Genomic DNA, 13,298 nt, shown 5'->3' on the forward strand with positions numbered 1-13,298 from the left:
CCCGGCCGCGCGGACCACCCCGCGCGGCCGGGCCGGCACGCGTGGGCCGGTCGGGTGAATTCGCCCCGCACGCCGCCGTCGACCGCCGTGCCGGGCATGCTGGACCGGTGCTCGCCGACTTCGACCCCGTGCTGGCCTCGGCCCGCCGCGGGTCGCCCGAGGCGTTCCAGGCGCTCTACGCCGATCTCGTGCGCCCGGTCGCCGCGTACCTGCGCGGCAAGGGGGTCCCGGACGTCGAGGACCTGACGAGCGAGGTCTTCCTCGCGGTGTTCACCGGGCTCGAGCGCTTCTCGGGCGGCCAGGCCGACTTCCGGTCCTGGGTCTTCACGATCGCGCACCGCCGCGTCGTCGACCACTGGCGCCGCGCGTCGCGCACCCCCGGCACGGCCGGGTACGACGCCGAGGACGACCCCCGCACGGCGCCGTCCGCGGAGGACGAGGCGCTCGTGGACCTGGGCTCCGCGCGCGTGCACGAGCTGCTCGCCGAGCTCACGCCCGACCAGCGCGACGTGATGCTGCTGCGCGTCGTCGCCGACCTCACCGTCGAGCAGGTGGCCGAGGTCGTCGGCAAGCCGCCCGGGGCGGTCAAGGCCCTCCAGCGGCGTGCGCTCGCGGCGCTCCGCCGACTCGTCGAGGCGGAGGGCGTACCCCTGTGAGGCCCTCCGACGATGACGCTCGTGTGAGGGCGTGCGCGGACGACGCGGTGCTGTCCGGGACGGGTGACACCGAACCGGCGCTCCACGCGTGGATCGCCACGCTCCGTGCGACGGCCGACGCCCCGGCGCCGGCACCGACCACCGCCCTCGCCACGCTCCTGCGGACGGGCCGCCCCCCTGTGCCCGCCGCGGTGCCGACTGCGTCGCGGTTCCCCCTGCGCGTACGGGCACGACGGGTCGTGGCGAGGGCGGCGGCACTCGGGGTCACCGGCAAGCTCGCGCTCGGCACCGGCGTCGCGTTCGCGTCGGTGGGTGCCGTCGCGACCGTCGAGGCCGTGCCCGACCCGCTCCAGGACCCTGCGAGCGCCGTCGTCGTCGAGCTCGTCGACGCGCTCACGCTCGGCACCGTCGAGCTCACGCCGCACGGCTCGCGGCCGGCCGGCACGCCTCTCGGGGGACCCGTCGCGCCCGGGGCGGTCGTCCCCGGCCTGCCCGACGCGCTGGCGGCGACGCCGGGGACGGCCCCGGCGGACGGTTCGCCTGCCGGGGCCTCGGTCCCCGGACAGCGCGGCCTCGCGGCCGACCCGGCCGCGGCGTCGCCCGGACCGCGCGTGACGCTGCCGTCGGTCCCGGGCACCGGCGTGCCGTCCGGAACCGTCCCAGGCAGCGGCAACGGCAACGGCAAGGGCGTCCCGGCGGGGAGCGTGCCGGGCGAGAGGCCCGGTGTGCCCTCGGGGAGCAGCCCGGGCAACGGCCTCGGCCGGCCCTCCGGGACGGTGCCCGGCAACGGTCACGACCTCCCCTCCAGGACGGTGCCCGGCAACGGCACCCCACCGGTCGCTGTCCCACCCGCGCGGGATCCCGGTCCGCCCGCGCACGCACCGGCAGCGGATGTCGCCGTGCCCGGCGTGGGCGACGCCGCCGGCCCGGGCGGCGCCCCCGGGGCGGGTCGCGGGCAGGGGACGCCCGGCGCGGGCCCGGGAGCCTCGGGCAGCGCGCCGGCGAACGACGCGGCGTCGGGCACGGGCCCGGCGCGCACCACCCCCTGACCTGCGCCCTGGGCCCCGGAGAAAATTCTGCTCGCGTACCCGTACCCCTGGACGCACGGGCGGCGATGGCAGGAGTGACGGGGGCGTCGCTGCGCACCCCTGACGACCAGGAGCGAGGTGCGACGGTGACCAGCAGACCCACGGGACCGCGTCCCCGGCACCGCTCCGCACGACGCCCGGCCGGGTCCGCTCGCTGACACCCCCGGCTGGTCGGACGACGCCCCGCGATCCCTTCGGTCGTGGGGCGTCACCGTGCCCGGGCGGAGAACGGCGCCACGCCCGTGGTCCGGCTCCGCCCGACGTCGGCGCCGTGGTGGCGACGCGAGGGATCGGCGGGCCGGTGCTGTCCAGCCTCACGTCGTGGTAACAGCGCGGCTCAGGCCTCGAGCGGACCCATGTCGGCGTACCGGTCGCCCACCGCCGCGCCGGGCGGGAGCGCGGCGTCGAGCTCCGCGAGGTCGTCGGGCGACAGGTGCACCGCGTCGGCGCCGGCGTTCTCCTCGAGGTAGCGCACGCGCCGGGTCCCCGGGATCGGCACGACGTCGTCGCCCTGCGCGAGGACCCACGCGAGCGCGAGCTGCCCGGGCGTGACGCCGACGCGCTCCGCGACCGCCCGCACGACCTCGACGAGCCGCAGGTTCTGCGCGAGGGCGTCGTCGGCGAAGCGCGGCGTCGTGCGGCGGTAGTCGCCCTCGGCGAGGTCGGCGGTCGAGCGGATCGAGCCGGTGAGGAACCCGCGCCCGAGCGGCGAGTAGGGCACGAGCCCGATGCCGAGCTCGCGCAGCGTCGGCAGGATCTCGGCCTCGACGTCGCGCGACCACAGCGAGTACTCGGTCTGCAGCGCGGTGATCGGGTGCACGGCGTGCGCGCGGCGGATCGTCGGGACGGCGGCCTCCGAGAGCCCGAGGTGGCGCACCTTGCCCGCGGCGACGAGCTCGGCCATCGCGCCCACGGTGTCCTCGATCGGGACCGTCTTGTCGACGCGGTGCTGGTACCAGAGGTCGAGGTGGTCGACGCCGAGGCGCTGGAGGCTCGCGTCGGCGCACCGGCGGACGTACTCGGGGCGGCCGTTGATGCCGAGGCGTGCGCCGGACTCGTCGCGCTCGTTGCCGAACTTCGTCGCGACGACGACCTCGTCGCGGCGGCCCGCGATCGCCCGGCCGACGAGCCGCTCGTTGGTGAACGGGCCGTACATGTCGGCGGTGTCGATCAGCGTCACGCCGAGGTCGAGCGCGCGGCGGATCGTCGCGATCGACTCCTCGTCGGTCGTGGGGTTGGTCGCGCTGTAGTACTCGGACATCCCCATGCAACCGAGGCCCAGCGAGCCGACGGTGAGGGCGGTGCCGTGCGCGGCCGAGCCGAGGGTGCGCGTGCTGATCGTCATGCGTCCGAGCATGCGCCTCCGCGCGGTGGGCCTCAACCGACCTCGGGGTCGAGGCACCGGGCGCCGTCCGCCGCGAGCGGACCGCGCAGCCGAGCACCCCCAGGAGCGCGACGCGCGCACCTCCGGCGTGTCTGCGGCACCCGCGCGCCCGGTGTGGGCGATATGTGGCATCTTGCGCCCGTGCCCCCGACCCGCACGATCGTGCCCGCGCAGCGCCGCCGCGTCCCCCGCACCGTCTGGGTGCTCGTCCTCGTCGCCGCGGTGGCGTTCGGCGTGGGGCTGCCCGCCTGGACCGACGCCGCCGACGCTGCGCGCTACCCCGTCACCGCCGAGGACCTGGCCGCCGGCCGGGCGGCGCTCGACACCCTCGCCGTCAAGGGCCGCGCACCCAGGACCGGCTACGACCGCGACGAGTTCGGGCAGGCCTGGGCCGACGTCGACCGCAACGGCTGCGACACCCGCAACGACATCCTCCGCCGGGACCTGACCGACCTGACGTTCAAGCCGGGGACGCGCGACTGCGTCGTGCTCAGCGGGACCCTCGCCGACCCCTACGGCGGCGAGGTCATCGAGTTCGAGCGCGGACCGCGCAGCTCCGAGGTGCAGATCGACCACGTCGTCGCGCTCAACGACGCGTGGCAGAAGGGCGCCCAGCAGTGGACGCCCGAGGTCCGCGAGGCCTTCGCGAACGACCCCGCGAACCTGCTCGCGGTCGACGGCCCGCTGAACCAGAAGAAGGGCGCCGGCGACGCCGCGACGTGGCTGCCGCCGCGCTCGGGCTACCGCTGCGTGTACGTGCTGCGCCAGATCCGCGTGAAGGCCGCCTACGGGCTGTGGGTCACGGCCGCGGAGCACGACGCGATGGACCGCCAGCTCGACCGCTGCCGCGTCGCCCCCGCGGCGGGGGCGACGCTCACGCCCGCGAGCTGACGGCACGGCCGCACCGACGGACCCTGTGCCGAGCCGTGCGAGGGCGGCGGGGCACGGCGGACCGGACGTCCGGATCAGGCGCCGCCACGCACGAGCGTGGGACGTCGGCGCCATGTGGCACCCTGACCGCATGCCGCACCTGGAGACGTTCGACGGCCGCCTCGAGCGCGACGGGGACTACGAGGCGCTGTCGTTCGACGGCCTCGACCTCAGCGGCGACGACGCCGAGGGCGCGCGGTTCATGGACTGCGCGCTCACCGGGTGCGACCTCGACGGGGTGCGCCTCGAGGACGCCGAGATCCTCGACACGACGCTCACCACCGTGCGGGCCGGGACGCTCGACGCCCCCGACGCGACGTGGCGCGACGTCGAGCTCGCCGACTGCCGGCTCGGCGCCGTCCAGGCGTACGGCGGGCAGCTCACGCGTGTGACGATCCGCGGCGGCAAGGTCGACTACCTCAACCTGCGCGACGCACGCCTCGAGCAGGTGCGGCTCGAGGACTGCGTGCTCGGCGACCTCGACCTCGCGGGTGCGCGCGTGCACGGTCTCGTGCTGGACCGCTGCCGCGTGGGGCGCCTCGACGTCACGCGCGCGCAGCTCAAGGACGTCGACCTGCGGGGAGCCGAGCTCGCGGGGCTCGACGGGGTCGCCGGGCTCGCGGGCGCGACGATCAGCTCGGCACAGCTCCTCGAGCTCGCCGGTGCGCTCGCGCGGCACCTCAAGATCACCGTCGACTGACGCCCGCGAGCACCTGACCGAGGTGCGACGGTCACGCCCGCCGCACGCCGCCGTGGTCGTCGTGCACCAGCCCGGCCGACGCCGTCGCCCTCCGCCCCGCTGGGCGGACGGACGGCCCCCGGCGGGCCGTCTCCGCCGGGGGCCGTCCTGCTCGTGCGGGGGTGTGGGTCAGCAGCCGATGCGGCTCGAGGAGACCGCGACGTCGTCGTACCAGAGGGTGTCGCTGCCGTCGCCGTAGCTCTCCCAGCCGAGCCGCAGGTCGGTGAGCACGGGCGCCCACCCGGCACGCGAGCCCCACTGGCCGTCGACGTCGCGCGTCGGGGTGCCGTCGTTGACGAGGCCGGTCACGAGCGTGCCGTCGAGCCACGTCGAGAGCCGCCCGTCACGACCGACCGAGTACTCGACGCACGACCAGGTGTTCGTCGGCAGCGGCGCGCTCAGCGAGACGCCCGTCGGGCTCTGCTCGGGGAGCGTCGCGTCGTCGGACTCGCGGTTCCACTGCAGCGCGCCGTTCTGGCCGCCCATGCGCAGGTCCTTGCCGCCGTCGGCGCTGTCCCGCATCGCGAGGAACGTCGTGTGCGCCGCGGGCAGCGGGGTCGTGTGCCGGACGTAGAAGCGCACGAAGGCGGTGGACCCGGTGCCGCTGAGCGCGCCGGCGGCCTGGGCGAACACGTGATTGCAGTAGCCGGCGACACCGTCGACGCGCAGCGACCGGGAGCCGGAGTGCGCGACGGCGGTGTCGACGCTCACCGTGCCGGTGCCCGAGCAGTTCGGCGAGCCGACCGTCCAGGCGCCCGACGGCGCGGTGCCCGTCTGGGTCTCGAAGCCGTCACAGAACGACGAGGAGCCGCACTGCGGGTTCGGGCCGGTCGTCGGCGTCGGGGTCGGCGTGGGCGTCGGGGGCAGGGTCGGGGTGGCGGTCGGGGTGGGCTCGACCGTGGGGGTGGGGACGACCGTCGGCGTCGGGCTCGGCGTCGTCGGGACCGTCGGCGTGGGCGTGGGCGTCGGGCTCGGCGTCTGGCCGTTGCACGCGACGCCGTTGACTGCGAAGTCCGTCGGCGAGGCGTTGCTCGACCCGAACGTGCCCTGCAGCCCGAACTCCGCGGACGACCCCGCGGCGAGGTTGCCGTTCCACGAGGCGTTGGTCGCCGTGACGCTCGACCCGCTCTGCGTCACGCTCGCGTTCCACGCGCCCGAGACCTTCTGGTCACCCGGCCACGTCCAGGTGACGCGCCAGCCGCTCACGGCGTCGCCCGGCGTGACGCGGACGCTCGTCGTGAAGCCCCCCGGCCACGAGCTCGGCTGGTACGTCACGGTGCACGCGGCGGCCGCCTGCGCGGAGACGGCGAGCCCGGCCGCCGTGACGGCCCCGACCGCGAGCGTGGCCAGGCCGGCGACGAGCCGGGACGTGCGGTGGCGGAGCGTGGTCCTCATGCGGTGACGTCCTCTCGGGCGGCCATCGACGCGCCCCCTGCTGAGCGCGATGACGTCGCCGGGGCGCACGTCGGGCCGTGGTCGGGCGGGCAGGGTCGTGACCTGCGGTCACGGGAGCCCGGGGTGGCGGGCGGGCACGCGCACCACGGCGTCGTGGGGATGCGTGTGCGTCGGACGCTAGCGGCGGGCGCCGAGGCCTCCCAGCGCGCCAATCGTTTAGGGCCACCGTCGTTCAGGGCCACCGTCGTTCAGGGCCACCGTCGTTCAGGGCCACCGTCGTTCAGGGCCACCGCGCGGCCCGGCGCGCGTTCCTGCTGCCGTTCGAGCGCTCGGACTCCGACGTCGTGCTGGACATCCGGGCGGGCTGAGGCGCGTTACGCGGCGGTCTCCTCGCGCAGGCGCGGCTCGGTGCGGCGGGACGGCACGACGCCGGACTTGTCGGCGTAGAACGCGCGGACCTGCTCCATGTCCGCGCGGACGTCCCCGGTCAGGGTCATCGTCGGGCCCAGGCCGGACGTGCGGGTCGGGCGGTCGACGTACCCGAGGGTCACGGGCAGGCCCGCCTCGCGCGCGATCCGGTAGAAGCCCGACTTCCAGTACTCGGCCTTGCTGCGCGTGCCCTCGGGGGTGATGACGAGGTAGAACCGCTCGCCGGCGCGCACGCGGGCCACGAGGTCGTCGACGAGCCCGGCGGGGTTGCTCCGGTCGACCGGGATGCCACCGAGGGCGCGCATGAGCGGACCGAACGGCGGCGCGAACAGCGACCGCTTGCCGAGGTAGCGGATGTGCAGCCCCTGCGACCAGCAGATCGCGAGCATGAACAGGAAGTCCCAGTTCGAGGTGTGCGGTGCCCCGATGAGGATGCCGGCGCCGTCGGCGGGGACGTGCTCGGTGCGGAGCCGGTAGCGGCTCACCGCCCAGAAGGTGCTGGCCAGGGCGCGACGGATCCTCATGCGGCGAGGGTACGAGGCGTGTGCGGCTGCCGCCGAACGCGGGCGCCCGGTTCACCCCTCCCCCGGGCCGGGCAGACTGGGCCGCGTGACCAGGCTGGACGGGGGCTCCCCGCACGCGCAGACGGGCCACGGCGTCCGGTTCGACTGGGGGCTCGACGGCGCGCTCGCCGTGGCGGCGGGAGCGGACGTCGCCGTCGTCGTCGACGTGCTGTCGTTCACGACCGCGGTGGGCGTCGCGCTCGACGCGGGCACCGAGGTGCTCCCCTACCGCTGGGCCGACGGCACCGCGGCGGCGTTCGCGGAACGGCACGGCGCGGTGCTCGCGCGTCCCCGGTCCGCCGCGGGGCCGGGCGACCTGTCGCTGTCCCCGGTGAGCATCCGGGCGGCGTCCGGGGTGCGCCGGCTCGTGCTGCCGTCGCCGAACGGGTCGACGATCTGCTGGCACCTCGCGGAGCGGCTCGGGGTGCCGACGGTGCTCGCGGCGTCGCTGCGGAACGCGGCGGCCGTGGCCCGGTGGGTCGCGGAGCGCCCGGACGCCGGGCGGCTGACCGTCGCGGTGGTCGCGGCGGGAGAGCGGTGGCCGAGCGGCGCGCTGCGGCCGGCGGTCGAGGACGCGTGGGGTGCCGCGGCGGTGCTGCGCGGGCTGCCCGGGGAGGCCCTGTCGCCCGAGGCGCGGTCGGTCGCGGCGCTCGTCCCGCACGGTGACGTGGCCGACGCCCTCGCCGGGTGCGCCAGCGGGCTCGAGCTCGTCGCGGACGGGTACGCCGGCGACGTGCGCGTCGCGGCCGAGGTCGACGCGAGCCGCGTCGTCCCCGGGCTCGTCGGCGGCCGGTTCGTCGACGTCGCCTGACCCGGTCGGCTCGCGCGCGGACGTCCGCGCCCGTGCGCGGGTGGCTCAGCCGGCGGTCAGCGGCCGGATCGTCACGCCCGCGACGGGCTCGTCGACCCGCGACGCGGCGACGTCGAGGTCCGCGGGCCCGCCGCCGGTCCCGACGTTCGTGTACTCGTAGGCCGAGGCGCCGGGCCGGACGTCCTGCGCCAGCACCCGGAACTCGTCGCCGCTGACCCAGATCGTCACCGCGGTGGTGTCCTGCGGGACCCAGCCCCAGCCGGCGAGGTCCTCGACCGTGACGGTGTCGACCCCGCCGGTGTCGAGCGAGTACGACTGCAGCGCCGTGGCGAGGTTCCGGACGCTCGCCTGCGTGACCGCGTCGTACGCCGGGGCCGCGACCCGCAGCGGCAGCTCCGCCAGCTCAGGACGGGCGACGCCGACCCCGCCCACGAGCACCACGAGGCTCAGCAGCATCGTCCGTGCGTGCATGAGAGCCCTCTCGCGTCGGTGGCGCGACAGGCGCGCCGGTGGAACCCGACCAACCTCGCATACCGGACAGACCCGGCGCCCGCCGAGACGGTGTGCACCACCCGGACGGCCCAACGGCGTCACCGCTGGGCGGGTGATTTCCGGGCTCGGACATATCCGACGGGGGCTCGGCGGCGATCGCGCTGGCCTGCGCCGACGCGTGCGGACCGGGCAGGCCGCCGGTCCCCGGACGGCCCGGCGGGTTCGCGACATCGCACCGGCGCACCTCGGCGCCGACCCCGGCGTGTGAGCCTGTCCACGCCGGGGGCGGCGCACTTGCACTCCCGGTTCGTGCTGCAGGGAGGCAGGGGAAGATGTCAGGACACACGGGGGCACGTCGCGCGGTCGGCGCGGTGCTCGCAGGGGCGACGGCGCTGCTCGGCATGGCGGCCGCACCCGCAGGAGCGGCAGGCAACGGCCAGGGGCTGTGCACCGAGGGAGCGACGGCCGTCACCGGCGTCACCGTCGAGGGTGACGCGTGGGTCGACGGGGCGGTGTGCGACCTCACGGACGTGGTCGTCACGGGCAGCCTCACGGTCTACGGCGACCGGCAGGTCACGCTCACCGGCGTCACCGTCGGCGGGGACCTCGGCGCCAAGGGCGCGGTGACGCTCACGGGCTCGACGGTGCAGGGCGGCGTGCTCGCGAACGCCGCGAGCCTCGTCGTGCAGGACTCGCACGTGTGGCACAGCATCCGCGGCTACGCGGACACGGCGACGGTCACGGGCTCCGTGGTCGACGGCGCGGTCAACGTGCGGGCGAAGGACCTGACGGTCGAGCTCTCGGCGGTCGGCGGCTGGGCGAACCTCAACGCGTCGCAGCAGGCGTCGGTCGCCTGGTCGACGTTCGGGCGCGGCCTCACGTCGAAGGGCACGGGCGAGCTGTGGCTGTGCGGCTCCGACGTCGCGACCGACGTCGCGGTGCGCGGCCTGACCAGCACCGGGCGCGTGGGCGCGACGACGACCGCCGCGGGCAACGCGTGCTCGACGGCGTCGCTGCCGGCCGACCACGCGCGCGCCGGGCTCGCGGACGCCGAGCGCGACGCCGTGAACGTCGGTGGGTGGCTCGTCGTCGAGCACAACCTGGGCGCGGTGACGCTCGCGAGCGCCACGGTCGCCGGCAACCTCTCGTGCGCGAGCAACTGGGGTGCCGTCGACTTCGCCGGGGCCACGGTCTCGGGGCTCAGCACGGGTCAGTGCAAGGCCTGACGGCCTGACCCGCGCGGCGCCGGGTCGCGTGCGCACGGCGGACCCGACCCGGACCGGGTACGACTGCGGCGGGGCGGGATCCGGGGAGACCCGGGTCCCGCCCCGCCGTCGTCCCGGCGCCCGGGTCCGGGGCTCCCGGCTGCGGGATCAGGGCGCCGGCTCGGGGCTCAGCCCTGCGACGCGAGCCACTCGTTCACGCGGCGCTCGGCCTCCTCGGGCGAGACGTCCTCGACGCGCGTGAGGATCGCCCAGCGGTGGCCGAAGGGGTCGTGCACCGCACCGAAGCGGTCGCCCGTGACGAACGTCGACGGCTCCTCGAACGGCGTCGCGCCCGCCTCGACGGCCGCCTTCCACACCGCGTCGACGTCGGCGCAATACAGGACGTAGGAGTGGTCACGGCCGTCGCCACCCCGCGGCGCGACGAGCCCGGCGTCCGGGCTGGGGTCGCTGAGCTGGAGCCGGCCGTTCCCGAGGTCGAGCTCGGCGTGCGCGACCGTGCCGTCCGCGTTGTCGTTGCGCGAGACCAGCGTCGCGCCGAACACGCGCGTGTAGAAGTCGATCGCCCGCTCGGCCCCGTCGACGACGAGGAACGGCGTGAGCGAGGTGTACCCGGGCGGGACGGGTGCGACGGCGGGCTGCCCGGTCGACCCGGTGCCCGCGGCGGAGGTGGTGCTCTCGGTGGTCTGGGCGCTCTCGGTCATGTCCCCGATCCTGCCTACGGTGGCGGCATGGCGTCTTGGACGGAGGCGACACCCGACGAGGTCGCTGAGGCACGCGTGCCCCCGGCCCGCGGCATCCTGCACCCCGAGCTCGTCGGCCCGGTGTTCCGCCTCGGCCGCTACCCGGCGGCACCGGGGGTCGACGAGCACGTCGAGCACTACTGGGCGGTCGAGTGGGACCTGCCGACCGAGCGCACGCAGCCGTCCGACGTGCTTTCCCACCCGGCGCTGCACCTCACCGTCGAGGACGCCGACTCCCCGCAGCACGGCGTCGCGATGCCCGCCGCCCTCGTGCACGGCGTCCTGACGCGCCGCTTCGAGATCACGCTGCGCGGCAGCGGCCGGGTGATCGGCGCGAAGCTCCGCCCCGGCGCCCTCACGGCGCTCACCGGCGTCCCGGCGCACCGGCTGTCGGACCGGGTCGTGCCCGCGCGCGAGCTCTGGCCGGACGCGGACGCGCTGCGCGACGAGATCCTCGTGACCCCGCGCGACGAGGACCGGTGCGCCGTGCTCGACGCGTTCCTCGCCGCCCGCCTGCCCGCCGCGCCGGACCCGCGCTGCGCGACCGCCCGGGAGGTCGTCGCGCACGTCATGGGCGACCGGTCGCTCACGCGCGTCCACCAGGTCGCGGCCGCGCACGGGCTCACGGTCCGCACGCTCCAGCGCCTCGCGCGCGAGCACGTCGGCGTGAGCGCCACGTGGCTGATCCGCCGCGGCCGCCTGCAGGACGCCGTCGCCGACCTCCAGGCCGACCCCGGCACGGACCTCGGCGCGCTCGCGGTGCGGCTCGGGTGGTACGACCAGGCGCACCTGACGCGCGACTTCACCGCGGCGGTGGGCGTGAGCCCGGCCCGGTACGCGCGCAGCCTGCGCCCCGGGACGCCGCCCGCAGGGTGACGCAGCCCGCGGGGTGACTGTCGTCCGCGCACCCCGCGGCCCGAGGGCGGCGCAGCGCGGACAGCGCTGCGCCCACGGGCGACGGCCCGCCCCACCGGTCCGAGGTTCAGGCCCCCGAGGGCGGCCCTGCCGCCGCAGCGATCCGGTCGACGACGCCCGCGTCGTAGAAGAAGACCTCCGCGCCGTCCTGCGGGTCGGGCGCCACGTGAAACGTCGCGTGCAGGGACCCGTCGGGGCCGAGCTCGACGAGCGCCGCACCCGAGCCCCGCACCGCGCGCTCGGCACCCGGCGCCACGAGGGTGTCCGTCCGGTTCGCGACCCCGGGCGCGACGACCACCGGCCGCCCGGCGAACATCCCGGTCGTCGCGTGGTGGTAGTGCCCGGAGAGCACGACGCGCACGTCGCTGCCCGCGAGCGCCGCGGCGAGCCCGTCCAGCCCGCGCAGCCGGAGCACGTGGTGCAGGCGCGTGACCGGGGGCAGCGGCGGGTGGTGGACGACAAGCACCGTGCCGCCCGGCGCCGGCGTCCGCAGCTCCTCGCGCAACCGGTCGAGCTGCGCCGCGTCCAGCCTCCCGTAGCCCGCACCGGGCACCGAGCTGTCGAGCGTGACCAGGCGGTGCGCGCCGACCCACGACACGGCGTCGATCCGCTCCCCGGCGGCCGATCCCTCCGCGGCCGTTCCCTCGGCGGTCGCCCCGCCCGGGGCCGCGGCCTCGTCGCCCGCGGCCGACGCCTCCCCGGCGCGCCCGTCCCCCGCCCGACCGTCCCCGAGGTGCCCGTCCCCGAGCACCGCACGGAACGGGTCGCGCTGGTCGTGGTTGCCCGCCGCGAGGACGACCCGCGCCCCGCGGGCGTGCGCCCAGCCGCCGACGACGTCCCGGGCCGCCGCGTACGACTCGGGGCTGCCGTCGTCGGACACGTCGCCCGAGACCACCACCACGTCCGGCGCGGGGAGCACCGCGCACGCGGCCAGCACCCGGCGGGTGGCCTCGAGCGTGTCGACCGCCCCGTGGTGCAGCACGCCCGGGGCGGAGAGGTGGGTGTCCGACAGGTGCAGGATGCGCAGGGGCCGCTCGGTGGAGGTCATGCTCGATTCTCCCGGGTGGCGCGACGCGCACGGGACCCTGGACGCCCGGTCCCCCGCTCCGTAGCGTGCGTCGTGAGGCGCCGGACGGCGCGTCGTCCCCCGAGAGAGCGAGGTGGGTCGTGGAGCTCCGCACCGAGGTCCTGGCCACGGGGGGCAGCACCGCGGGCATCCTCGTCCCCGACGACGTCGTCGCCGCGCTCGGGGGCGGCCGGCGGCCCAAGGTCGTGGTGACCGTGAACGGCTTCACGTACCGGACGAGCGTCGCCCCGGTGGACGGGCGCTTCCTCGTCCCGCTCAGCGCGGAGCGCCGCGCCGCCGCGGGGGTCGCGGCCGGCGACGCGGTCGACGTCGTCCTCGAGCTCGACACCGCGCCGCGCGAGGTCTCGGTGCCCGAGGACCTCGCCGCGGCGCTCGACGCGCAGCCCGGTGCCCGCGCGCGGTTCGACGCGCTGCCGTTCAGCAACCGCCAGCGGCACGTGCTCGCGGTCGAGGGCGCCAAGGCCGCCGAGACGCGCGCACGCCGGGTCGAGAAGGTCGTCGCGACGCTGACGGACGAGCCGGCGGCGGGCGGCTGAGCTCGGTCCGTCCCTCGGCTCAGGTCGTCCGCATGCGGGCGACCCCGCATGCGCGACGGCTATCCGAGCGTCGTGAGCGTCTCCGGCGACGCGAGCGTCACGACGAGGATCAGCGCGGCGATGACGCCGAACAGTGCCAGCCCGACGACCCACGTCTTGACGGCCGGGCGGTCGTCGGCCCCGCCGTCGCGCCACCCGAGGTGGCGCCCTCCCGAGCGGTCCCGAGGGTCGGGGTGCGCACGCGGGGGCGACCCCACCGCGCACGACCCCGCGGCAACAGCCGACAACCGATTGCCGGTCCCCGTCG

15 protein-coding genes are annotated in these 13,298 nt (G+C 76.7%); 8 read left to right on the forward strand and 7 right to left on the reverse strand.

The window, feature by feature from the left end:
* The first annotated feature begins 107 nt into the window (after positions 1-107).
* Positions 108-656: an RNA polymerase sigma factor gene (locus NXY84_RS20475; RefSeq protein ID WP_258724865.1), complete on the forward strand. Its 549-nt coding sequence runs from the start codon at positions 108-110 to the stop codon at positions 654-656.
* A gap of 239 nt (positions 657-895) precedes the next feature.
* Positions 896-1,705: a hypothetical protein gene (locus tag NXY84_RS20480; protein WP_258724866.1), complete on the forward strand. Its 810-nt coding sequence runs from the start codon at positions 896-898 to the stop codon at positions 1,703-1,705.
* 376 nt (positions 1,706-2,081) lie between these two features.
* On the opposite strand, the gene NXY84_RS20485 is transcribed toward NXY84_RS20480, so the two are convergent.
* Positions 2,082-3,083, reverse strand: a complete 1,002-nt coding sequence (locus tag NXY84_RS20485; protein ID WP_396126408.1) for an aldo/keto reductase — start codon at positions 3,081-3,083, stop codon at positions 2,082-2,084.
* A 186-nt stretch (positions 3,084-3,269) separates the two neighbouring features.
* Between NXY84_RS20485 and NXY84_RS20490 the strand changes: the two genes are divergently transcribed.
* Positions 3,270-4,019 carry an HNH endonuclease family protein gene (locus tag NXY84_RS20490; RefSeq protein ID WP_258724868.1) on the forward strand — a complete coding sequence of 250 codons (750 nt, stop codon included), beginning with the start codon at positions 3,270-3,272 and terminating at the stop codon, positions 4,017-4,019.
* A gap of 130 nt (positions 4,020-4,149) precedes the next feature.
* Entirely contained in the window at positions 4,150-4,758 is a 609-nt protein-coding gene (locus tag NXY84_RS20495) for a pentapeptide repeat-containing protein (RefSeq protein WP_258724869.1), read from the forward strand.
* 168 nt (positions 4,759-4,926) lie between these two features.
* Here the strand turns inward: NXY84_RS20495 and NXY84_RS20500 are convergent, their stop codons facing one another.
* Both NXY84_RS20500 and NXY84_RS20505 read right to left on the reverse strand, forming a co-directional pair.
* Positions 4,927-6,192, reverse strand: a complete 1,266-nt coding sequence (locus NXY84_RS20500; protein ID WP_258724870.1) for a cellulose-binding domain-containing protein — start codon at positions 6,190-6,192, stop codon at positions 4,927-4,929.
* Positions 6,193-6,566: 374 nt separating this feature from the next.
* The gene (locus NXY84_RS20505; RefSeq protein ID WP_258724871.1) at positions 6,567-7,145 is read right to left on the reverse strand and encodes a 1-acyl-sn-glycerol-3-phosphate acyltransferase; all 579 of its coding nucleotides are present in this window, start codon (positions 7,143-7,145) and stop codon (positions 6,567-6,569) included.
* An 85-nt stretch (positions 7,146-7,230) separates the two neighbouring features.
* Here NXY84_RS20505 and NXY84_RS20510 point away from each other — a divergent pair, with 85 nt between their 5' ends.
* Positions 7,231-7,995 (forward strand): 2-phosphosulfolactate phosphatase, encoded by a 765-nt coding sequence (locus tag NXY84_RS20510; protein WP_258724872.1) that lies wholly within the window; start codon positions 7,231-7,233, stop codon positions 7,993-7,995.
* Between the two features lie 45 nt (positions 7,996-8,040).
* Here NXY84_RS20510 and NXY84_RS20515 read toward each other — a convergent pair whose 3' ends face one another.
* Positions 8,041-8,466, reverse strand: coding sequence for a hypothetical protein (locus NXY84_RS20515; RefSeq protein WP_258724873.1), 426 nt, complete (start codon positions 8,464-8,466; stop codon positions 8,041-8,043).
* A gap of 353 nt (positions 8,467-8,819) precedes the next feature.
* On the opposite strand from NXY84_RS20515, the gene NXY84_RS20520 reads away from it, so the two are divergent.
* Positions 8,820-9,713, forward strand: a complete 894-nt coding sequence (locus tag NXY84_RS20520; protein WP_258724874.1) for a hypothetical protein — start codon at positions 8,820-8,822, stop codon at positions 9,711-9,713.
* A 167-nt stretch (positions 9,714-9,880) separates the two neighbouring features.
* Here NXY84_RS20520 and NXY84_RS20525 read toward each other — a convergent pair whose 3' ends face one another.
* A complete protein-coding gene (locus NXY84_RS20525; RefSeq protein WP_258724875.1) occupies positions 9,881-10,414 on the reverse strand; it encodes a VOC family protein in 534 nt (177 codons plus the stop codon).
* Positions 10,415-10,441: 27 nt separating this feature from the next.
* On the opposite strand from NXY84_RS20525, the gene NXY84_RS20530 reads away from it, so the two are divergent.
* A complete protein-coding gene (locus NXY84_RS20530) occupies positions 10,442-11,329 on the forward strand; it encodes a helix-turn-helix domain-containing protein (RefSeq protein ID WP_258724876.1) in 888 nt (295 codons plus the stop codon).
* 106 nt (positions 11,330-11,435) lie between these two features.
* Here NXY84_RS20530 and NXY84_RS20535 read toward each other — a convergent pair whose 3' ends face one another.
* Positions 11,436-12,416, reverse strand: coding sequence for a metallophosphoesterase (locus NXY84_RS20535; protein ID WP_258724877.1), 981 nt, complete (start codon positions 12,414-12,416; stop codon positions 11,436-11,438).
* A 119-nt stretch (positions 12,417-12,535) separates the two neighbouring features.
* Between NXY84_RS20535 and NXY84_RS20540 the strand changes: the two genes are divergently transcribed.
* The gene (locus NXY84_RS20540; RefSeq protein ID WP_258724878.1) at positions 12,536-12,991 is read left to right on the forward strand and encodes a YdeI/OmpD-associated family protein; all 456 of its coding nucleotides are present in this window, start codon (positions 12,536-12,538) and stop codon (positions 12,989-12,991) included.
* Between the two features lie 59 nt (positions 12,992-13,050).
* Here the strand turns inward: NXY84_RS20540 and NXY84_RS20545 are convergent, their stop codons facing one another.
* Positions 13,051-13,248: a hypothetical protein gene (locus NXY84_RS20545; RefSeq protein WP_258724880.1), complete on the reverse strand. Its 198-nt coding sequence runs from the start codon at positions 13,246-13,248 to the stop codon at positions 13,051-13,053.
* Positions 13,249-13,298 lie beyond the last annotated feature (50 nt).

Source organism: Cellulomonas sp. NS3, assembly GCF_024757985.1.
Lineage (GTDB): Bacteria > Actinomycetota > Actinomycetes > Actinomycetales > Cellulomonadaceae > Cellulomonas_A.